Source organism: Companilactobacillus paralimentarius (assembly GCF_963227125.1).
GTDB classification, from domain to species: Bacteria; Bacillota; Bacilli; order Lactobacillales; family Lactobacillaceae; genus Companilactobacillus; species Companilactobacillus paralimentarius.
The window spans coordinates 2,257,056-2,278,291 of sequence record NZ_OY724131.1 but is presented as its reverse complement, the minus strand read 5'-3'; the positions used below and the strand labels follow the sequence as shown (position 1 = coordinate 2,278,291).

18 protein-coding genes are annotated in these 21,236 nt (G+C 34.3%); 15 read left to right on the top strand and 3 right to left on the bottom strand.

Annotation, left to right across the window (positions count from 1 at the left end; all coding sequences use genetic code 11):
- The first annotated feature begins 3 nt into the window (after nt 1–3).
- The 4 genes from ACI6PB_RS11260 (at nt 4) to ACI6PB_RS11245 (ending at nt 6,509) form a co-directional block, all read left to right on the top strand.
- Complete coding sequence (locus ACI6PB_RS11260; protein WP_404327436.1) at nt 4–1,770, top strand: ABC transporter ATP-binding protein; 1,767 nt, start codon at nt 4–6, stop codon at nt 1,768–1,770.
- Nucleotides 1,767–3,497 carry an ABC transporter ATP-binding protein gene (locus tag ACI6PB_RS11255; protein ID WP_309510700.1) on the top strand — a complete coding sequence of 577 codons (1,731 nt, stop codon included), beginning with the start codon at nt 1,767–1,769 and terminating at the stop codon, nt 3,495–3,497. The genes ACI6PB_RS11260 and ACI6PB_RS11255 overlap by 4 nt, the downstream gene beginning before the upstream one ends.
- A 568-nt stretch (nt 3,498–4,065) precedes the next feature.
- Nucleotides 4,066–5,715: an alpha,alpha-phosphotrehalase gene (locus ACI6PB_RS11250; RefSeq protein WP_081784508.1), complete on the top strand. Its 1,650-nt coding sequence runs from the start codon at nt 4,066–4,068 to the stop codon at nt 5,713–5,715.
- Between the two features lie 62 nt (nt 5,716–5,777).
- Nucleotides 5,778–6,509: a GntR family transcriptional regulator gene (locus tag ACI6PB_RS11245; RefSeq protein WP_056955810.1), complete on the top strand. Its 732-nt coding sequence runs from the start codon at nt 5,778–5,780 to the stop codon at nt 6,507–6,509.
- Nucleotides 6,510–6,559: 50 nt separating this feature from the next.
- Here the strand turns inward: ACI6PB_RS11245 and ACI6PB_RS11240 are convergent, their stop codons facing one another.
- Both ACI6PB_RS11240 and ACI6PB_RS11235 read right to left on the bottom strand, forming a co-directional pair.
- Nucleotides 6,560–7,282, bottom strand: a complete 723-nt coding sequence (locus ACI6PB_RS11240; RefSeq protein ID WP_025085143.1) for a GntR family transcriptional regulator — start codon at nt 7,280–7,282, stop codon at nt 6,560–6,562.
- 152 nt (nt 7,283–7,434) lie between these two features.
- On the bottom strand, nt 7,435–8,511 hold the full coding sequence (locus ACI6PB_RS11235; protein WP_404327435.1) for a GDSL-type esterase/lipase family protein: 1,077 nt from the start codon (nt 8,509–8,511) through the stop codon (nt 7,435–7,437).
- Between the two features lie 192 nt (nt 8,512–8,703).
- Here ACI6PB_RS11235 and ACI6PB_RS11230 point away from each other — a divergent pair, with 192 nt between their 5' ends.
- From ACI6PB_RS11230 to ACI6PB_RS11200, 7 genes are all read left to right on the top strand, one after another.
- Nucleotides 8,704–9,399 (top strand): GntR family transcriptional regulator, encoded by a 696-nt coding sequence (locus ACI6PB_RS11230; RefSeq protein WP_054642886.1) that lies wholly within the window; start codon nt 8,704–8,706, stop codon nt 9,397–9,399.
- 246 nt (nt 9,400–9,645) lie between these two features.
- Nucleotides 9,646–9,954, top strand: a complete 309-nt coding sequence (locus tag ACI6PB_RS11225; protein WP_025085139.1) for a PTS sugar transporter subunit IIB — start codon at nt 9,646–9,648, stop codon at nt 9,952–9,954.
- Nucleotide 9,955: 1 nt separating this feature from the next.
- A complete protein-coding gene (locus ACI6PB_RS11220; RefSeq protein ID WP_025085138.1) occupies nt 9,956–11,386 on the top strand; it encodes a PTS sugar transporter subunit IIC in 1,431 nt (476 codons plus the stop codon).
- Nucleotides 11,387–11,400: 14 nt separating this feature from the next.
- Nucleotides 11,401–11,742, top strand: a complete 342-nt coding sequence (locus ACI6PB_RS11215; protein WP_025085137.1) for a PTS lactose/cellobiose transporter subunit IIA — start codon at nt 11,401–11,403, stop codon at nt 11,740–11,742.
- On the top strand, nt 11,735–13,219 hold the full coding sequence (locus ACI6PB_RS11210; RefSeq protein WP_404327434.1) for a sialate O-acetylesterase: 1,485 nt from the start codon (nt 11,735–11,737) through the stop codon (nt 13,217–13,219). Before ACI6PB_RS11215 ends, ACI6PB_RS11210 begins: the two co-directional genes overlap by 8 nt.
- 2 nt (nt 13,220–13,221) lie before the next feature.
- Nucleotides 13,222–14,109 carry an ROK family protein gene (locus ACI6PB_RS11205; RefSeq protein ID WP_309510702.1) on the top strand — a complete coding sequence of 296 codons (888 nt, stop codon included), beginning with the start codon at nt 13,222–13,224 and terminating at the stop codon, nt 14,107–14,109.
- A 3-nt stretch (nt 14,110–14,112) separates the two neighbouring features.
- Nucleotides 14,113–15,501: a glycoside hydrolase family 1 protein gene (locus ACI6PB_RS11200; RefSeq protein WP_404327433.1), complete on the top strand. Its 1,389-nt coding sequence runs from the start codon at nt 14,113–14,115 to the stop codon at nt 15,499–15,501.
- Nucleotides 15,502–15,693: 192 nt separating this feature from the next.
- On the opposite strand, the gene ACI6PB_RS11195 is transcribed toward ACI6PB_RS11200, so the two are convergent.
- Nucleotides 15,694–16,446, bottom strand: a complete 753-nt coding sequence (locus tag ACI6PB_RS11195) for a WxL domain-containing protein (RefSeq protein ID WP_025085134.1) — start codon at nt 16,444–16,446, stop codon at nt 15,694–15,696.
- A gap of 288 nt (nt 16,447–16,734) precedes the next feature.
- Here ACI6PB_RS11195 and ACI6PB_RS11190 point away from each other — a divergent pair, with 288 nt between their 5' ends.
- The 4 genes from ACI6PB_RS11190 (at nt 16,735) to dltB (ending at nt 21,228) form a co-directional block, all read left to right on the top strand.
- Entirely contained in the window at nt 16,735–17,607 is an 873-nt protein-coding gene (locus tag ACI6PB_RS11190) for an ROK family protein (RefSeq protein ID WP_404327432.1), read from the top strand.
- Nucleotides 17,608–18,335: 728 nt separating this feature from the next.
- Nucleotides 18,336–18,485 carry a teichoic acid D-Ala incorporation-associated protein DltX gene (locus tag ACI6PB_RS11185; RefSeq protein ID WP_025085928.1) on the top strand — a complete coding sequence of 50 codons (150 nt, stop codon included), beginning with the start codon at nt 18,336–18,338 and terminating at the stop codon, nt 18,483–18,485.
- 18 nt (nt 18,486–18,503) lie between these two features.
- Nucleotides 18,504–20,024, top strand: a complete 1,521-nt coding sequence (dltA, locus tag ACI6PB_RS11180) for a D-alanine--poly(phosphoribitol) ligase subunit DltA (protein WP_404327431.1) — start codon at nt 18,504–18,506, stop codon at nt 20,022–20,024.
- A complete protein-coding gene (gene dltB / locus ACI6PB_RS11175; RefSeq protein WP_025085930.1) occupies nt 20,017–21,228 on the top strand; it encodes a D-alanyl-lipoteichoic acid biosynthesis protein DltB in 1,212 nt (403 codons plus the stop codon). Before dltA ends, dltB begins: the two co-directional genes overlap by 8 nt.
- Nucleotides 21,229–21,236: the final 8 nt, after the last annotated feature.

Sequence of the window (21,236 nt, the reverse complement as noted above, 5' to 3'; positions counted from 1 at the left end):
TTAATGATAAAACTATTTAAAAAAATCAATAAAAAAGAATATTCAATGATTTTTATTAGTTTGATTTTTATCGTATTGCAAGTTGGCTTGGAGCTGGAAATTCCTAGTTATATGTCGACTATTACGGAAAGACTGGAAAAGCAAGGAACGACGATCAATCAGATTTTACAGCCAGGAATGATGATGATTCTCTTATCAATTTTTAGTGTCATTGCTTCAATCATCGTCGGTTATTTGGCAGCTCATGTGGCGGCAGGATTTACAGCTCGTTTGAGAAGCCAAATTTTCAATCAGGTTATGGATTACTCGACACAAGATATTAAGAAATTTTCTGTTTCTAGTTTGTTGACACGTTCGACAAACGATTTGACGCAACTACAACAATTTATTGCCATGGGCTTACAGGTTATTATTAAAGCTCCAATTACAGCCATTTGGGCGATCACGAAGATTGCTAATAAAGGTTGGCAATGGACGACTGCCACAGCCGTAGCCGTTATTGTTTTGATCGTGATGTTAACGTTCATTTTGGGTATGGTTCAACCTAAATTTAAAATGGTTCAGAGTTTAACTGATCGTTTGAATTTAGTTACTAGAGAAAATTTATCAGGTATCAGAGTCGTTCATGCTTACAACGCCGAAGATTACCAAAATGATAAATTCAATCAAGCTAATAAAGATTTAACTGATACCAACTTGTTTGCTAACCGAGTATTGGCTTTGATGAATCCCGGAATGAGTTTCATTTCCAGTACCCTAACACTTTCAGTTTATGCGATCGGTGCCATCATAATTAATCAAGCAACCGCTAGTGCCACAAGATTGACATTGTTCAGTAATATGATTGTTTTCTCATCATATGCCATGCAAGTTATCTTAGGATTCTTGTTACTATCAATTATTTTCATTCTTTTACCACGTGTGACAGTTTCAGTATCCAGAATCAATCAAGTCCTAGACGTAAAACCATCCGTTGTTAGTGAAAAGGAAACAACTGAAGATGTTGAACAGACAGGAACCATAGAATTTAAAGATGTTAGTTTTAGATATCCACATGCCGAAGCTGATGCGATTCACAATTTAAGCTTTGCGGCACAACAAGGACAAACAATTGCCATTATTGGATCAACTGGTAGTGGTAAATCGACTGTTATGAATTTGATTCCTAGATTGTATGATGTTACTCAAGGACAAGTCTTGGTTGATGGCGTAGATGTTAAAAATTATGCTATCGAAGATTTGAACAATCGTTTAGGGTATATTCCACAAAAAGCTGTTCTATTTAGTGGTTCAATTCGTTCAAACCTTGATTTTGGACAAACCGATATTACTGCTAAAAAATCAGATCAACAGCTCAATCAAGCTTTAGAGATTGCGCAATCACGTGATTTCGTCGATCAAAAACGAGATCAGCTTGATAGCAAGGTTGCACAACATGGTGACAACTTCTCCGGTGGTCAGAAACAACGTTTGGCTGTTGCTCGTGCTATTGCTAGAAAACCAGAAATTTTGCTTTTCGACGATTCCTTCTCGGCCTTAGATTATGAGACTGATAAGAAATTACGTAAGGCTTTAAAAGAAAAGGCTGCAAAAACAACAAAAGTTATTATTGCTCAAAGAATCAGTACCATTATGGATGCCGACCAAATTATTGTGCTTGATAACGGAAACATTGCTGGACAAGGGACACATCATGAATTACTTAAGAATAATCAGGTTTATCAAGAGATTGCCTATTCACAATTGTCAAAGGAGGAATTAGCTGAATGAAAGTAATTGATGGAATTAAGAAATATGGTTCCGAATATATTAAGCCATTGATTATAGCAATTGTCTTTGCCATGGCAGGTAGTATCTTCACAATTGTGGGTCCTAGTCAATTAAGCAAGATCACTGATTTAATCAGTAAAGGTCTATTTGGAAAAATTGATTTAACAAAAGTTATGCATATTGTAATAATCTTGACCGCTATTTACGTAGCTGCTGCGGTCCTATCATATGGTCAAGGTTATATTATGGCTACTATTACTCAACGTTTTACTCAAAAGTTAAGAACTAAAATAACTGAAAAGATTAATAATTTACCGTTACAATACTTTGATACTCATAATGAAGGTGACACTTTAAGTCGAGTAACCAACGATTTGGATACTGTTGGTCAATCATTGAATCAAAGTTTAGGATTATTAGTTTCAGCTGTAACATTGCTTTTAGGTAGTATCGTTATGATGTTTACTACTAATATTAAATTAGGAACAACTGCCGTTTTGTCAGTGTTAGTAGGATTTGCTTTGACAATACTGTTAATCTCAAAATCACAACGTTACATTTACAATCAACAGAACAAATTAGCTGATGTTTCAGGCTATTTGGAAGAGATCTATGCTGGACATGATGTTGTAAAAACTTATAACTATACGAACCAAGCAAAGCAAGAATTCACACAATTGAATGATGATCTACAGACAAATGTTTGGAAATCACAATTTTTATCAGGAATAATGCAACCGTTGATGAATTTCATTGGTAACTTTGGTTACGTAATGGTCAGTGTTGTCGGCGCTGTTTTAGTATTGAAAGGTCAAATCAGTATTGGTGTAATTGTAGCTTTTATGATCTATGTACGATTGTTTACGCAACCTCTATCACAGATTACACAGGCTTTTACCAGCTTGCAATCAGCTCAAGCAGCTATGAAACGAGTTTTTAATTTTCTCGGTGAAGCAGAAGTTGAAGCAGATGCTGACAAGCAAACCTTATCTGGTGCGAAAGGAAATGTTAAATTTGATAATGTTGAATTCGGTTATCTGCTAGATCAGAAAATCATTAAGAATTTCTCGATGAAAGCAAAGGCAGGACAAAAAGTCGCCATTGTTGGTCCAACGGGATCAGGTAAGACAACTACTGTTAACTTATTAATGCGTTTCTATGATTTGAATGGCGGAAAAATTACGATCGATGGTGTTGATATTAAAGATATGCCACGTTCCAACGTTAGAAATCAGTTCGATATGGTTCTGCAGGAGGCCTGGATTTTCGAGGATACTGTTAGAAATAATTTAGTTTACAATCAAAAAAATATTTCAGATGAACAAATTAAAGCCGCAACCAAGGCTGTCGATTTGGATCATTTTATTGAAACACTACCAAACGGTTACGATACTGTTCTGGATGATTCAGTGAGCCTCTCAGTGGGACAAAAGCAATTATTGACAATTGCACGGGCTCTAATTAGAAACGCTCCTATGTTGATTTTGGATGAAGCAACTAGTTCAGTTGATACTAGAACTGAAGAACAGATTCAAAAGGCAATGGATGTTTTGATGAAGGGCAGAACATCATTTGTCATTGCGCATCGACTTTCAACTATTAAGAATGCTGATTTGATCTTAGTAGTTAAAGATGGAGAGATTATTGAACGAGGAACTCATAAAGAGTTGATGGCACAGAATGGTTTCTACACAAATATGTACAATAGTCAATTTACTAAAGAGTAGTAATTACTGAAGAAAAGAATGGTTTAAATTGCTGTCCTTTTCAACAAGAAAGTTTAGCTTCAAGCTCGACCTTTCCCTAAACAATAAATTGCTAAGAGAATCTCATGGCTGAACCAATTTTCTTGTTGTTCCAGACTAAAGTCTGCTTTGCTTATCAGTTACTGTAAAATATGAATAATAACTAAGAACAGCCTCTATTAAGAAATACTCAAGTATATAGAACATATATTTTGAATACTTAATAGGGCTTTTTTTGACTTAAAATTCTTATTTGGATTAGATGATTATACAGAGCTAGAAATCTCAAAACACTGCAATTTTATTTGATAATATTAGCTCCAAGTCGTGTCCACCACGTTCCAGCAATCCATCGATTTTTTCCAAATTAAATAAACTATTTTCATAAAAAATATATTATTTTTTAAATTAAAATTTACCTGGAAATGTTGTGATAATAGTCATTTTGACTATATTCCATTATTCCATCCGGTATAGAACAATTGACAGTTGTATAAACATATTATAAAATTGCGTCGTTAAGTGAGGACTTATATTGAGGAGTATTAAAATGAAGGAATGGCAAAAAGAAACTGTTTATCAGATTTATCCGCGCAGTTTTCAAGATTCTAACGGGGATGGTATCGGTGATATCAACGGTATTATTTCGCGTCTCGATTATTTACAAAAGCTGGGAATTGGCTTGATTTGGTTAACGCCAATGTACCTTTCACCCGGAAATGATAATGGATATGATATCGCTGATTATTACAGGATTGATCCTGTTTTTGGAACAATGGATGATTTTGAGAAATTACTATCGGAAGCGCATAAGCGTGATATCAAAATCATTATGGATATGGTATTGAATCATACTTCAAATGAAAATTCTTGGTTTAAAGAGGCCTTGAAATCAAAAGATAATCCGTATCACAATTATTATATTTGGCGTGATCCGGTTGATGGACATGAACCAAATAATTGGGTTTCAAAATTTAGTGGTAGTGCTTGGAAGTATGTACCGGAATTAGACCAATATTATTTACATCTATATGATGTAACGATGCCCGATTTGAATTGGCGTAATGAAAATTTACGAGCTGAAATTTTTAAAATGCTGACGTATTGGGCTAACAAGGGTATTGATGGTTTTCGTTTGGATGTTATTAACAATATTTCCAAAGATAAAAATATGCCAAATGATACTTTTAACACTCCTCTGGATGATGGACGAAACTTCTATACCAATGGACCACATGTCCACGAATATATTCACGAAATGTACGAGAAGGTCTTTGGACCTAATAAGTTTGTAACGGTTGGTGAATTATCATCAACACCTATTTCTGAAGCTGTGAAATATACTAATCCTAAACGTCAAGAATTGTCGATGGCATTTACCTTTCATCATGTGAAGGTTGATTATACTAATGGTAAAAAATGGACTTTGGGACATTATAAGTTAACTGATTTGACCAGTATTTTAAGTGCTTGGCAAACACAGATGCAACGTCACGGTGGTTGGAATGCTTTATTCTGGAATAATCACGATCAACCACGAGCAATTTCGAGATTTACCAATGATGATGAATATCGTGATCAGTCAGCTAAATTGTTAGCAATGGTGGAATTTGGATTGCAAGGAACACCTTATATTTATCAAGGTGATGAAATTGCAATGAAGAATGCTTATTTTACTGATATCAAGCAATATAAGGATCATGAATCGATCAATGCTTATCATGAAATGTTAAAAAATGGAATGTCTGAGGATCTGGCACTTCAAATTTTGCAACAGAAATCGCGAGAAAATTCACGTTTACCAATGCAATGGGATTCGACTAAGTATTATGGATTTACAACAGGTCAACCATGGTTAAAACCGCAACATCATGATGACTATTCAGTTGAGAAAGTGCTGAAAACGAAGAACAATATCTTCGATTTTTATCGTGCTTTGATTTTTCTACGAAAACATAAAACAGTACTTGTTGATGGGGAGTACAAGTTATTGAATCCCAAGGACAATAGTGTCTATAGCTATGAAAGATTTAATAATAAGCGTAAAATTTTAGTAATGGCCAATTTTACTGAACATGCTCAAGAGCGTGATGTGGCTGCTGGTTTCGATTTAATTTTGGGGAATTATGGCGATATGCAGCTCAATCAAGGAAAAATAACTTTGCGCCCATATGAATCGGTCATGTTAGAAAAGAAGTAGATATTTAATATCTTCAAATAGATGAGGTTGTTGCTGTTAAGCAATTATATTGAGGAGAAATTATGCCAAAAAATTTATATTCAGATATATATCACATATTGAAAGGTGAAATCGATAGTGATGTTTATCCACCAAAAACAATTTTGCCAGGTGAGGAAGAATTATCAGAACGTTTCAGTGTAACTAGAAATACGATTCGCCGTGCTTTGAAAAAACTGCAATCTGAGGGCCTGGTTTACACAGTAAAAGGACGTGGGGTAGTTGTATTAGAACCCGTTACCGATAATCGAATGGTTTTTTCAGCGGCTAATCATTTTGGATTCCAAGATTTGACCAGTTTTCCACAGAACAAGTCAATCAGGGAATTAGCTACAAAAGTTTTAACCTTTGAAGAGGTTGAGATCGATAGTGAATTGTCAGAGCAGACTTCTTTTAGCTTAGGCGATATAGCCTACCATATCGAAAGATTGCGTATGGTAAATGGTAAGGCAATGGCTTTAGATACGAGTTATTTTAGAAAAGAAAATATGCCTAATTTGAGTAAAAACGACGCGCAAAAGTCCATTTATCAATATATTCGTGATGAAGATCTCTTTAAAATTGCGGCTGCTCGATCGGTAGCAACAGTAGAGACAGCAGATGAAAGAGAAACAGATCTATTGGATTTGAATGAATCTAATTGTGTCGGTGTTTTGAAGAAATATGTTTATACTGATTTGGGAAGTTTGTTTGAATGTACGGAAACTAAATATATTCCTAACCATTTCTCATTAGTTGGATTTGAATCATATTAGAGACAAAAAAAGTGAGTAGCCACTGAAAGGTTACTCACTTTTTGTTATGATTAGAATTTAATGATTTGATTGAAAATGAAGTTATCAGGAATAAAATGTGATTCAGTATATTCGAATTGTTTGCCATCATCATTAAAGGCAAAACTAATCATATTACCAACACAATTGTTGATTCCTAAATTGAGATGTTCATAGTCAATTTGAGAAGCGTGTTCAATTCGTAATTGTCGTTTGACTACGGCAATTTTCATCTGTAAATCTTTTTTTATATAATCATAGATTGAACCTGATGCAATTTTAGGTGTGATCTTCGGAACAATTTGTGCGTTGAAATAATTGATATCCAAAACGGCGTTTTTAGTGTTAATTCTACGAATACGTTTGATAGCATAGACGGGAACACCTACAGAAAAGGACGTTTTTTGATGAAGTTTTTCGTCAACGATAATCTGTTGGAAGTCGGCAATAATTGTTTTTCGATCGATTTTTTGAGCACTATTGAGAGATTGAAGACCATTTATTTTTGCCAAGCTAAGATTAATTTCTTTAGTTTGAGGAGTCTGTTCTAAAACAACAACGCCTTTACCTTTGACACTGTAAACAAGACCCTCATTAACCAACTGTTTAATGGCCTTTCTGATTGCATAACGACTAACGTTGAATTCTTCAATCAGAGCATCTTCAGTTGGCAAACGCATCTTAATGTTGTATTGTCCGCTTAAGACACGCTCTTTTAATATTGTATAAATATCACTGTTAGTAGTTTCAACCATTATTAAATCTCCAATAAACATAATTGATCAATATATACTATTCATATTACATTATATTAAAAATGATTTAAACATATTACCCAAAAACTTAATTATAAATATAAGAATATATTCCAAAAACTTATGTAGCTTATATGTCATGGAATATTATTTTAAACCATTCGTTTGCGAATTAACTGTTCTTCAACAAATTTAGCAACTTTTTTACCACCTTCAGCAGATAAATGGACATGGTCGCCATAGTCAAATTCTGATTTAAGTTTATTGTCTTCACCAACGAAACTAGCAATATCAATAACATGTGGCATCTTCAATAATTCATGATTGACTGCCAGACGAATTTTTTCCTTTTCTTCGGACCAAGCAAAAACACCACCGTTAATATTGCCATAAGCAGGGGTAATGGTCATTGGAACGAAAGTAATACCGTGCTTTTTACATTTTTTCCTTAAAGTATGAATAGCCTTGATTAAGGCATTGGCATTAGGTAATTCACTGACCGGGGCGCCAGTACCAGGATGAAGTAAATCATTGACACCTTCCATGAATATAACAATGTTAGGCTGATATTCGGCAATCATATGATCGAAACGGGTGAAACCAGCTTCACCAAAACTAGTAGACCATTGTGAAGTACTGTGGCCAGGATGAAGTAGACGATTACCTGAGATGCCATAATTAGCGGTGACACAGTGAAATTCTTTTTCCAGATCAATAGAAAGTGGAGCGGTATAGTTACCCTGATTGGTTAAAGAATCACCGAATAGGCCAATTTTTTTATGTGCGTGTTCAGTTTTTATTTGAATTTCTGAAATGCCAAAGAAATATTTAGTTTCCTTAGGATCAGAATTTTCAGTCCTAATTAAATCGTTAGAAATGGTTAATCCTAACGTATGAATGGCTTTAGTAGGTGAGACAAGGTCAATTGAAAGGTAGGATTCAGCTGGCAAGTTGAAATCAATCCAGTCAGACCATTCCACTAAACGAGATTCCACAGCAAATGATTTTCGACCATCTTTTGTTACTGCAACTTTTTTCTTGGAATCAGTATAAATTTCTAGGCTCTCAATTACTAGTGGCATTTCGCCATATAGATTGTTGAGTTGCAATCGAATTTTTTTGCTAGCAAAAGGTTGGAATATTTCTAAATGTTGATGACCATTAGCATTAATATGGTCAAGGTTATCGTAGTTACTGAAATTATGTTTCCATGTGGTAGTTTTAATCATAATAATTCCTTCTTCTTTCAGACCTTTATAGTAGTATCATAGCATGTTTAAACAATTAAAGTTAAAGATAAAATTGAAAAAATAATGGTATAGATGAATTGTTAGACTTATCTATACCGTGAGTTATAATTACTTATAGTTCAAGTAAATATTTGTTATAACAAATATTGAGTTTAGTTCGGAGGCACGTATATGAAAGAGACGCCCAAATATGTGATTGTGGCGAATCGTTTAAGACAGCAGATTTTGGAGAAGGAATATCAAATCAATGAACAGCTACCCCAAGAAACGGCTATAGCTAAGTCATTGAATGTCAGTCGAATCACAGTTCGAAAGGCTTTAGATATTCTGGTAAATGAAGGACTGATCTATCGAATACAAGGTTCAGGGACATTCGTCAAGGATAATCAACCAGGTGAGGGTGTCCAAAGTAAGCAATCTCTAGAAATATTTGATTTTAATAAGTATTCCGTGAAGCTGATTAATTTTGGCGTAAGTAAGCCTAGCCCTACAGTAATGGATCAAATGAATATCAATCAATTCGATTTGACCTATGAAATTGAGCGTTTGATTATGAATGGTAAGACAATTATTGCTTTACAGAATATTTTTATGCCCGTAAAGATAATTCAGGGAATGCAGATGGGCTCTTTAATGGGGTCAATTTATGACTTCATTGAAAAGGAATTAGATTTGAATATTGATAGTGCTATCAGGACTGTCTCTTCAGAAATTTCCAATGATGATACATCTAGAATATTGGACCTATCAAAACCTGAACCTCTGTTGACAGTGGAGCAGCGCTCATTCCTAGATAATGGGCAAATCTTCGAGTATGCGTATACTTACATTCGTTCATCACAATTCTCGTTACATGAATCAGTTTAAAACAAATGTTTAATTTCAGAAAGTGCAAATTTGCGAAAGCAAGTTTGCACTTTTTTTATCTAAAAAACACAAGATAGCGCTGAAAGGGCATTTTTTGAACATCTTTTATAAGCAATTCGGATAACCATTGGTTTAGTAGTTGACAATGTGCATTCTAAATTTGTTATAACAAATTTAGAAATGGTATTGACTTCAAAAGTATATGCTTTTATACTGAAAGCGTTAACAAATGAAGGGGGTTTCATTATGAAACAATTAAAGATTGCTATCTTTTGTAGTGGGGGATTCTCCACAAGTCTAATTGGTTCAAAGATGCAAAAGGTATACGACGCCGAAGGTGCCGATGTAAAAGTTGATGCTTATGATTTTGGTATGGTTGATGAAGTTGGTGATGATGTTGACGTTATCTTGCTAGCTCCACAAATTGGCTGGGCATATGATCAAACTAAGGAAGCTCATCCAAATACAAAAGTAATTCTATTGACCATGCAACAATTCGGTAGCATGGACGGACAAGTTCTTGTAGATGTATTGAAAGAGAAGGGAATTGGCTAAAATGGGAAAGAGCAAAGGAAGCAGAACACAAAATTTCCAAGCAAATTTTACTAGAGTGGCTGGTAAAATTGCTGCTAATAAGTTGTTATTAACTTTACGTGATTCATTTATCATTGTTGCTGCAACATCAATGATTGCTGGTTTTGCTATTATGATTCAAAATGTTTTCGTTGATCCAACTAACGGGTTGATCTTCGGTAAACAAGGTCTAGGTTTAGGTCGTTTGATCAGTGGTTCATGGTCCGCATGGGCTGCATCTGGTTTGTTTAAAGGTTTAACGACAACAGGTAATTTGATTGGACTTATTTCAAATGGTTCATTAAATACCTTTGCTGTACTATTAGTTGTTATTTTTTCACATACATTTTCACGCAAATATTTCCCAAAGAGTAAGGAACATATGACTTCTGTTCTATATGCTTTAGGTGCATTCTTTATCTGTATGCCATGGAAGTTCCAATACACACCTGATGGTGCTAAAAAACCTATCGATGTTTTAAATTACATGGATACAACATTCTTTGGTACAAAAGGTGTTTTTGCTGCTTTACTAATTAGTGGGTTTGCCGTTTGGATTTACAATAAGGTTCTTGAAAAGAACATTACTATTAAAATGCCAGATTCAGTACCACCAGCCGTCGCACGAAGTTTTGAATCATTGATTCCTGGTGTTATTACAATGGGTGTTTTCATTGTTTTGACAGGTTTAAGTACAACATTCACTGGTGAAACAATGCCTGAATTGCTATTAACTGCTTTACAAAAACCTGCTCTTGCTATTTCTGGTACTGGACTATTTGCCTTTGTATCGCAAACAACATGGAGCTTGCTTCAATGGTTTGGTATCCATCCAACATCAATTTGGGGACCAATCTTTGGTTTAACATGGAATATCAATGATACTCAAAACATGCTAGGTCAAGCACATCATATTTACTCAACATTGTTCATGAATTTCTCAACTGTTGCTGCTGGTTCATGTTCAGTATCACCAGTTTTAGCTTTGATCCTATTTTCAAAGAGAGCTGCCGCAAAGAAAGTTTCTAAAATTTCTTTGATGCCTGCTATCTTCAATATTTCTGAACCTGTTACTTTCGGTTTGCCAATTATTTTGAATCCTTTGTACTTTATTCCATGGTTAGTAGCTCAACCATTAGCATTCTACATCGGACTATTATTTACAAAACTTGGTTTTATTGGACCTATCGTAAATAATGTTCCATGGACAGTGCCTACGTTACTTTCAGGACTTCTATACACTGGATCAATCAATGGATTAATTGTTCAGGCAGTTATTGTTGTTGCTACAACAGCCATTTACTACCCATTCATTAAGATGGATAACAAGTTGAATCCAGATATTGTTAAAGAAACAGAAATGAACGAAGCTCATAAAGAATCAGAAAAGGAATTAAAGACAAGTCAAGCATAGGAGATGTCATTAACTTGGATGAAAAACAATTAAAACGTGCAATGGAATTGATCTCGGTTGCCGGAACTGCTAAATCAATGTGTATCAATGCTATGAATCAAGCAGAAAAAGGTGAAATCGACACTGCTAGAACAACTTTAAAAGATGCTAAAAAAACTTTACATGAGGCACACAATATTCAGACTAAATGGATGACTGATGAGATGAATGGGGAAAAGGTTGAGAAATCAATCATGTTGATTCATTCTCAAGATCATTTCATTTCAGCTGACATTATGATGACTGTGGCTGAAAAGGTAATTAATTTGCATGATGAAATCGCTCAATTAAAGGCTAAGGAACAAGTAAATGGATAGGACTTTACAAGTAGACGGTATCTATACAGATAAGATGGTTGTTCCTGAAAATAAGTCTTTTAAGATTAGTGGACGAGCTATTAGTAATACGATTGTCAGTGCCAAAGTATTGGATCGGGTTTTTATCACAAATACTAATGATGATGGTTTATGGACAATTAAGATTTCGGCCTTGCCAGAAAAGACAGTTGCTGATATTGAATTGAAGAATTTAGACGAGACGTTAACTTTAAAAGATATTAAAACGGGTAAAGTTATTTTATTGACAGGACAATCTAATATTGAATTCAAATTTCGAGATGACGCCGAATATCAAGAACAAATTGATCATTTGAATCTACAAAATGTTTATTTTTATAATGTTCCACAGTTAGAATATCAGGATAATGAAATCACATTACCAAAAGGTTTAACTACATCTAAGTGGGAAATTGCAGACAAAGATACTCTTGGGGAAATGTCCGATATTGGTTATTGGATCGCCAAAGAATTATCAAAATTGGATCCTGATGAAGTGGTTGGTATTATTGACTGTTATAAAGGTGGAACTTCAATATCATCATGGGTGCCAGAAGAGGTTTTGCAAAGTAGCCAAGAATTAATTGATCGTTATGTTGAACCATTTAAAGAAGCTACGACTGGTAAGACTCAAATTGATTATGACCGCGAGTTTGCTGACTACAATGCTTCGGTGGAAAAACATAATACCGATTTAGCCAAATTTCAAAAAGAAAATCCTGAGGTTTCATTGAGTGATGCCAAGGATAAAGTTGGTCACACACCGTGGCCACCTCCAATGACACCGACTTCCTATTTACGTCCCAATGGTTTGTTCCATACGATGATTGAACAAGTAAGTAATTACTCTTTTAATAAAGTTGTTTGGTATCAAGGAGAAAATGATGCTGACAATCCTGATGTATATGCCATTATGCTCCGTGGTTTAGTTTCGAGTTGGCGTAAGTTGTTTGCTGATCAATCATTGCCATTTTATATTGTGCAATTGCCAGGTTATTACGATGAACCACAAGATGCTTGGGCTATTATTCGACAACACCAATTAGAAATTACGCAAACTTTGAATGATGTTCACTTAGTTTCTATTGCTGATACAGGTGAAAAACACAATATTCATCCTACTCATAAACGAATAGCAGGAACTAGAATTGGTAAAATTCTCTCAGATAAAAGTTACAATTCGACTCCATATGTTTATCGGAAACAAATAGTAGGCAATCAATTAATTCTGTTTGTTGCATCGGTAAGTGCCTTGGTTCAACGCGGAAAAGCCGAAATGGAAGTTAGAAAAGCAGGTAAGTGGTCGACACAAGAAGTTTCCGCAGTTGGTAATGTTATCGTAATCAGTAACGCTCAAGATATTGAAAAGATTCGCTATGCTTATGCAAATTATCCAAAGTGTACCTTGTTTAATGAATTTGGTGCTCCACTAGCACCTTTTGAAATGGAGATTGAATAAAGATGAGTAATTTAGGTTTGGTTGATATTGGTGGAACATCTATCAAATTTGCAGTGATGAAAGATGACCAACTAGAAAAATTAGAACCAGTTAAAACTCCGCAAACACTCGAAGAGTTTTATCAAGTTTTGACAAATAAAGTGGATTCGATGAAGGCACAATATCAAATTACAGGTGTTGGCATCAGTTCACCGGGAGCTGTTAATAAGAAGACTGGTGTAGTTGAAGGAGCCTCCGCTATTCCGTATATTCATAATTTTGAAATTCAACAGGCTTTAAGCAAACGTTTTGATTTACCTGTTAGCATGGAAAATGATGCTAATTGTGCCGCTTTGGCAGAACTAGATTCAGGAGCTGGTAGGGATGTTTCAAGTTTGCTGTTTCTAATTATTGGTACAGGAGTCGGTGGATCAGTAATTATCAATCATCAAATTTGGCACGGTGCACATTTATTCGGCGGTGAATTTGGTTTTACACTGGTTGATGATAAAAGTACTTTGAGTAATTTGGCTACATCAGTTGGTGTGGCTCAAAGATATAATGCCAATTCCAAACCAATTACGAATTATAGTGGTAAAGAAGTTTTTGATTTGGCTGATCATGGAGATACACGCGCACAAAAAGAAGTTCAGACGATGTATTATTCCTTAGCCAAAGGAATCTATAACTTGCAATATAGTTTTGATCCCGAATTGATTGTTCTGGGGGGAGCAGTATCTAACAATCCACATCTGATTCCTGAAGTTAATAAGGAAATCGAAAAGATCCGTAAAGTTGTTAAAATTGCTTCAATTAAACCTGAAATCGTACCATGTCACTACACTGACGAGGCTAATTTACGTGGAGCAGCAGTTGATTTTGCTCAAACGTATCCAAAGGAGGATGCTTAAACGATGATAAAATTTCCAGATGATTTTGCCTGGGGAGCAGCTACTTCAGGTCCACAATCGGAAGGTAACTTTCACAAGCCTAATCAAAATGTCTTTGATTATTGGTTTGAAAAGAAACCGGATGATTTTTACGATGGGGTAGGGCCTGATGAAGCCTCCAACTTCTATAACGACTATCAAAAAGATATTCCATTAATGGCAAAGGCTGGTATCAAAGCTTTAAGAACCTCAATTCAATGGACACGTCTAATCAAAAATTTGGATACTGGTGAAGTTGATCCAGATGGTGCTGAATTTTATAACAATGTAATCAATTGTTTGATTGAAAATGGAATTGAGCCGTATATCAATTTGTTTCACTTTGATTTACCTATTCAACTCTATCAGGAATTTGGTGGTTGGGAATCAAAACATGTAACTGACCTATTTGCTGATTATGCTGAAAAATGTTTTGAGTTGTTTGGTGATCGAGTTAAAAACTGGTTTACATTTAATGAACCTAAAGTTATTTTGGATGGCGAATATTTGTATCAATTTCACTATCCACTAAAAGTTGATGGACCAGCATCTGTTCAAGTTGCCTATAATTTGAATTTGGCATCTGCTAAAGCTATTAAGCGTTTCAGAGCTTGGAAGAAAACTAACAAATCTGATGCTAAGATTGGAACCATTTTGAACTTAACACCAGCCTATCCAGCTTCAAATGATCCAGAAGATGTCAAAGCTGCTAAATTCGCCACTATGTGGGATGACAATATGTTCTTGGATCCAGCTGTCTTAGGACACTTTCCTGAAGAGTTGGTACAAATATTAGATGATGCAGGTGTACTTTTCCAAAGCACACCAGAAGAATTGAAGTTGATTGCTGACAATACAGTCGATGTATTAGGCGTTAATTTCTATCATCCTGAAAGAGTCCAGAGACCTAGTGTTTCACCAAAGAGTCTTCAAGACTGGATGCCCGATATTTATTTTGATAATTACGAAATGCCTGGTCGAGTTATGAATGTTGATAAAGGATGGGAAATTTATCCACAGACGCTTTACGATATTGCAATTAATATTCGTGATAACTACAAAAACATTCCATGGTTCGTTTCCGAAAATGGTATGGGCGTCTCAAGAGAAGAGCGTTTCATGAAAGATGGCGTTATTCAAGATGATTATCGAATCAACTTTATTCATGATCATTTGGTCCAATTGCACAAGGGTATCGAAGCTGGTTCTAATTGCCATGGTTACTTTGTTTGGACGGCAATCGACTGTTGGTCCTGGAAGAATGCCTATCGTAATCGTTACGGTTTGATTCGCGATGATATTCATACGCAAACAAAGACATTGAAAAAATCAGGACAATGGTATGCTAAAATTAGTGCTGATAACGGATTTTAAAGAAGACAGTTAGATCAAAATCAAATTTGGTTAAAATGTGAGTGTGTTTAATACGTAATTTTGTAAAATAAAAACGACCTCTATTAAGAGATTCAAGTAAAGAATATATCTTGAATACTTAATGGAAGTCTTTTTTTGTAATTAATCATAAAAAATCCTCTAGTTTATATTCAAGCTAGAGGATTTTGATATCTATTTAGTTGTTGTTGTAGGATTTGCAGTTAATGTCCAAGTTACCACAGCATTCATATTTTTAGATGTTTTGTCGTAACTGTAGTCAGAATTTTTGGGGAGAGTCATACTTGCTGAATCAGGTGTATTAAATTCAGCCTTAATAACACCAGGATTGTATGATCCTTTTTTTAGATCCATAACAGTTGAAGTGGAGCTGGCATTTGAAACTAAAGAAGCAGCTTGAGTTGAAAGAGAAGTGGAACTGCTAGATACGTTATTGTTATTAGAATCCAATAAAGGCATAGAACTTAAATCCAAAATAGCATCAAGTGATGTGTTATCAGTTCCAACTAAAGATCCCATTTTAGCTGATAAATTAAATCCGGGAATATCTTCTTTAGAAGTTAAATTACGTGAATCAGTGACTTGTAAAAGTCCTTTGCTGTTACCATCATCAACAGCATTATTGATACCAGTCGTATCAGGTGTGTTATTTTTCAATTTAGCCGTTGAGCCTAAAGCAATATTACCAAAATTGAAATCAGGTACAGCATCAAGTGTTAAATAACCTGAAAGAACGGTCACAGTAACGGTTGAGGTCGTTGAATTAGGTTCAGTTGAATCATTGGCTGCTAATGAGGTAACAACGGAGTCAGATTTATCAACACTAATAGCATCAGCTTCGGCAGCCTTAATAGTTGTTAGGGGAGTTAAAGACAAACTAAGACTTGTCAAAGCTAATAGACGAATGATATTTTTTAAGAATTTCATTAGCTAACCCCCTAACTGTGATATTCATGAAACTATTTCATACTTAGAGTTTATCAAAAGAAGCCAGACGGTTTGTATCTAAATTTATAAATGTTTTTTATCTAAATTGAAAAATGATTATAAACAAAAACAAGACCATTTCTATTAAAAAAATGTAAATAAGTATATTTTGTGTTTAAACAGCTATATATATTAAAAGTGTTCGATTTCTAATCTTTTGAACGATTTATTAATAGATATGTTAATCTAGAAGTATTAAATGAAAACGATTGCATTAGGAGAGAAAAAATGAAGGATGTTGCTTTAATAGATGTCGGCGGTACAAGTATTAAATACGGATTGTGGGATAGTCAAAATGATCAGTTAATCGAAAAGGGTGCTTTTGATACTCCGAAAGATCTCACAGGTTATTATGCAGGCTTGACCAAAGTAATTAATAATTTTAAAACTAATCATGAACTAGCGGGAGTAGGGATGAGTACTCCAGGAGCAGTTAATAAGGAAACTGGTGTTATTGAGGGTGCCAGTGCCCTACCTTATATTCACAATTTTAAAATACAAACTGAATTAGAAAAAAGATTTGGCCTACCAGTAAGCATGGAAAACGATGCTAACTGTGCTGCTTTGGCCGAAATGAATCGTGGTGTAGCTAAAGGACTAAAGAATTTGATCTTTATTGTTATTGGTACAGGTGTCGGTGGTTCAGTTATCATGGACGGACATGTTCATCATGGAAAACATCTTTTTGGTGGTGAATTTGGTTACACTATTGCAGAAGGATATAAGACGTTAAGCAACGTTGGTACAGCTGTGTCACTAGCTAAACGTTACAATGATGCTAAAGGAACTAACTATTCTGGAAAAGATATATTTGATTTGGCTAAGAATGGCGATAAGCTAGCTCAAGAGTATGCTCATGATTTATATCATCACTTAGCTGTAGCAATTTATAATCTACAATATGGTTTTGACCCAGAGATGATCGTATTAGGTGGAGGAATTTCTCAATCAGATACATTAATACCAAATATTGAAAAAGAAATTCAAGTTATATTAGATAAGGTAGAGATCGCCCCATTCATGCCAATGATCAAGGCATGTAAGTATCGTAACGATGCTAATCTAATTGGTGCTTATGTTGATTTCAAACAAAGCATTTAGAATCTTACTAAAGTTTTGCCAAGACGTACATTGTAGAATTATCAATTGATGGAAAAAGAAGTGTTCATATTAACCAATTAAATTTGGTCAGTATGAACACTTCTTTTTGTGTAAAACAGGAATTTGAACGTATTCACATTCTAGTAAAGTTTTAGTGGAATCGAATATATCAAGTTATTTCTTTATTTCAAAAATAACAAAATAAAGAAATATGATAATTGTGATTTTTGTTATTTTAAACAAATAAAGCAAAAAATATATCGTTTCAATGTAACCGATTTATCTTACAAAAATGTCACATGAGACTAACACTTTGGTAATTGTGACGATCATTCATTTACTTTTAATATGTGTCGTTCATAATAAAAAACGGTAAAGCAATTCCTTATTGAAATTTTCTAAAAAGTGAAAAGTAGTTTTTATTAAGAAAGCTTGCCAATTACAAAGCGTATATTGTGGAAAGTTAAAGTTATTTCAATTATAATAAATTTGTTTAAACAGATAATCGATCAATCATATGTCAGCGTTGCGTTTGGTCAAAAAGTAATAAATTTCTTTATAAAAAGAGCCTTCGTATGACACTAGAGATTTTATTATAATGTTTATACAAATGATATAGAAATAACAATAATCAATTATTTAGGTTCATTTCTTGGTTTGACACCATTTATATTGAATGGTTAGATAGTTTTCGCATAAAGCAAACTCTTTTTAACGAGGTGTTAATTATGAAAAATAGTTTACTTGTTTTTCTAAAAAAGCCGGCCACGGTTTTTGTTATTAAGACAGTTGTATTTTTCGCTATTTTCTTAGTGCTCTTATATATATATGGGTATAACGGTGTTGGTAGTGCCAAATTTATTTACAACGAATTTTAACGGGAGAAGGTAATATTAATGAATAAAATCATTGAAAAAATAACCACCGTCGCATTACAAAACCCTGACAAAGTTTGCTACAAGAATGGGTCAGAGACACATACTTATCAAGAATTAATGCAACAATCAGACCGTGTAGCAAGTTTTATACAGGACAAATTTCTTCCTACTAAAAGTCCACTTATCATCTATGGTGGACAACAATTTGAAATGTTAGTAATGTTTTTAGGTTCAATTAAAGCCGGCCACGCATACATTCCAGTTGATGATGGTTCGGATCCACAAAGAATTATTCAAATTAATTCGGTTGCTAAACCTTCTTTGATCCTTAATTGGAGTGACACAACAGATTTTGGAGTAGATACTCCGCAAATAACTAAAGCAGAGATGTCCAATGTACTAAATTCTGACAACAACATTTATGACAGCAATCGTAGTGTTGGATTGAATGACAATTTCTATATCATTTTTACTTCAGGAACAACAGGTACTCCTAAGGGTGTACAAATTAGTACGAACAACGTTTTGGATTTTGTTCAATGGGCTGAGAAAGAATTTAACTATTCAGATAAAATGAATATGTTATTGCAAGCACCATTTTCTTTCGACTTGTCAGTCTTTGATATTTATCCAGGCTTGATGAATGGCGCTACATTAAATGTAGTTGATAAAGATACAACTAAGAATTTTGGTAAATTGCAAGAGGCTATTATTGAATCAGATTTCAATACATGGGTTTCAACACCATCATTCTTTGAAATGTGTCTATTATTTAGAGGCTTTGATGAAGAACACATGCCACAATTGAATAAGTTTATCTTCTGTGGTGAGGAATTGACTCATGCAACTGCTAAAAAACTGTTGAAGAAGTTCCCTAGTGCTGAGCTTTACAACACTTATGGACCAACTGAAAACACAGTTGCAATTACATCGATCAAAATTGATCAAGATGCATTAGATAAATTTGATCGTCTACCAATTGGTTATTTGAAATCAAATATGGATCATCAAATTATCGGTGCGATTGATGAAAAAACTGGATTGATGACAGGTGAATTACTCGTCAGTGGTCCGGATGTATCAAAGGGTTATCTCAATAATCCTATCCAAACTGAAAAAGCTTTTGAAGAGATTGACGGTAAGATGTTTTATCATACCGGTGATATGGTCAGTGAAGCTGATGACGGTTTATTGTTCTATCATGGTAGAACTGATTTCCAAATTAAGATGCATGGCTACAGAATTGAACTAGAAGAAGTGGATTCAATGCTTGGTAACCTAAGACAGGTAAAGCAATCATGTACAGTTCCTTTGTATAACAATAAGAAACAAGTAAGCAAGATGATTGCTTGTATCGTTTTGGAAGATGAATTTAAAGATAATGATGCGAATGATTTAAATTCTGATATTAAAGACTCATTGAGAGAAACGACAATGGAATATATGATTCCTAACGTTTTGAAATTTGTAGAGCAACTACCAATTAGTAAAAATGGAAAAATTGATAGAAAGACTTTAATAGGCCAGATTAATGAATAACATTACACCCTATAGTAGTCCACATTATTTTATCTATTTAATGTTGCTCTTGTTACCAATCATGATTGGTTTATGGTTTGGTAAACGTTTCAGAGTTTATGATTTTATCGCAACAGTCATTATCTTAATAATCACATTCTTTGGTGGCAATATGTCTCAAGGAATTTCATTGATTTTCTATGTTCTTTACGAAATGTTATTAGTGTTTACATATCTGTCGTATCGTAAAAAACACAATAATTTCTGGATCTTTACCAGTTATGTTGTATTGGCAATCATTCCTCTAGTTTTCGTAAAGTTAGATCCACTTCTTAAGAATCAAACCATTTCATTATTTGCCTTTTTAGGTATCAGTTATTTAACCTTTAAAGCGGTCGAAATAATTATGGAAATTCGTGATGGTGTAATTAAGGATATTAAGCCATATGAATTCGTTCGTTTCTTACTATTCTTCCCAACCATCTCGTCTGGACCTATTGATAGATTTAGACGTTTCCAAAAAGATGTTATGAATGTTCCTAGTCGTGATGAGTATGTTGAACTTTTGCACAGTGGTGTTAACAAATTGATGCAAGGGTTGCTATATAAATTCATTATCGGATACTTCTTTGGCACATTATTGTTACCGAAGATTCAGATTTTGACTTTATCTTATAAAGGTCAGACTCCGTTAGGACTTTCTTGGGCACTAGTAGCCTACATGTATGTATATAGTATGTATTTATTCTTTGACTTTGCTGGTTACTCACTGTTTGCTGTAGCAATTAGTAATTTCATGGGTGTAAAGACACCAATGAACTTTAGAGCTCCTTTCAAGTCCCACAATATTAAGGACTTTTGGAATAGATGGCATATCACTTTATCATTTTGGTTCCGTGATTTCATCTATATGCGTTTAATGTTCACTGTTATCAAACATAAATGGTTAAAGAACCGTGTCACAATTGCTAATGTTGGCTACATTACTTTGTTCCTGATCATGGGATTCTGGCATGGTGAGACTTGGTACTACATTGTTTATGGTATTTTCCACGCCTGCGCAATGATTACCAATGATGCCTGGTTAAGATATAAGAAGAAACATCGTAAACAAATTCCAAGCAATAAGTTTACAGAAGCATTTGCTATCTTCTTAACATTTAATGTTGTATGTTTCAGTTTTATGATTTTCTCAGGTATTTTAAATAAATTATGGTTCGTTTAATTTAAAAA

Coding starts and splice junctions, on each gene's coding strand:
- ACI6PB_RS11260 (WP_404327436.1), top strand. CDS start 4: ATGATAAAACTATTTAAAAAAATCAATAAAAAAGAATATTCAATGATT.
- ACI6PB_RS11255 (WP_309510700.1), top strand. CDS start 1,767: ATGAAAGTAATTGATGGAATTAAGAAATATGGTTCCGAATATATTAAG.
- ACI6PB_RS11250 (WP_081784508.1), top strand. CDS start 4,066: ATGAAGGAATGGCAAAAAGAAACTGTTTATCAGATTTATCCGCGCAGT.
- ACI6PB_RS11245 (WP_056955810.1), top strand. CDS start 5,778: ATGCCAAAAAATTTATATTCAGATATATATCACATATTGAAAGGTGAA.
- ACI6PB_RS11240 (WP_025085143.1), bottom strand. CDS start 7,282: ATGGTTGAAACTACTAACAGTGATATTTATACAATATTAAAAGAGCGT.
- ACI6PB_RS11235 (WP_404327435.1), bottom strand. CDS start 8,511: ATGATTAAAACTACCACATGGAAACATAATTTCAGTAACTACGATAAC.
- ACI6PB_RS11230 (WP_054642886.1), top strand. CDS start 8,704: ATGAAAGAGACGCCCAAATATGTGATTGTGGCGAATCGTTTAAGACAG.
- ACI6PB_RS11225 (WP_025085139.1), top strand. CDS start 9,646: ATGAAACAATTAAAGATTGCTATCTTTTGTAGTGGGGGATTCTCCACA.
- ACI6PB_RS11220 (WP_025085138.1), top strand. CDS start 9,956: ATGGGAAAGAGCAAAGGAAGCAGAACACAAAATTTCCAAGCAAATTTT.
- ACI6PB_RS11210 (WP_404327434.1), top strand. CDS start 11,735: ATGGATAGGACTTTACAAGTAGACGGTATCTATACAGATAAGATGGTT.
- ACI6PB_RS11205 (WP_309510702.1), top strand. CDS start 13,222: ATGAGTAATTTAGGTTTGGTTGATATTGGTGGAACATCTATCAAATTT.
- ACI6PB_RS11200 (WP_404327433.1), top strand. CDS start 14,113: ATGATAAAATTTCCAGATGATTTTGCCTGGGGAGCAGCTACTTCAGGT.
- ACI6PB_RS11195 (WP_025085134.1), bottom strand. CDS start 16,446: ATGAAATTCTTAAAAAATATCATTCGTCTATTAGCTTTGACAAGTCTT.
- ACI6PB_RS11190 (WP_404327432.1), top strand. CDS start 16,735: ATGAAGGATGTTGCTTTAATAGATGTCGGCGGTACAAGTATTAAATAC.
- ACI6PB_RS11185 (WP_025085928.1), top strand. CDS start 18,336: ATGAAAAATAGTTTACTTGTTTTTCTAAAAAAGCCGGCCACGGTTTTT.
- dltA (WP_404327431.1), top strand. CDS start 18,504: ATGAATAAAATCATTGAAAAAATAACCACCGTCGCATTACAAAACCCT.
- dltB (WP_025085930.1), top strand. CDS start 20,017: ATGAATAACATTACACCCTATAGTAGTCCACATTATTTTATCTATTTA.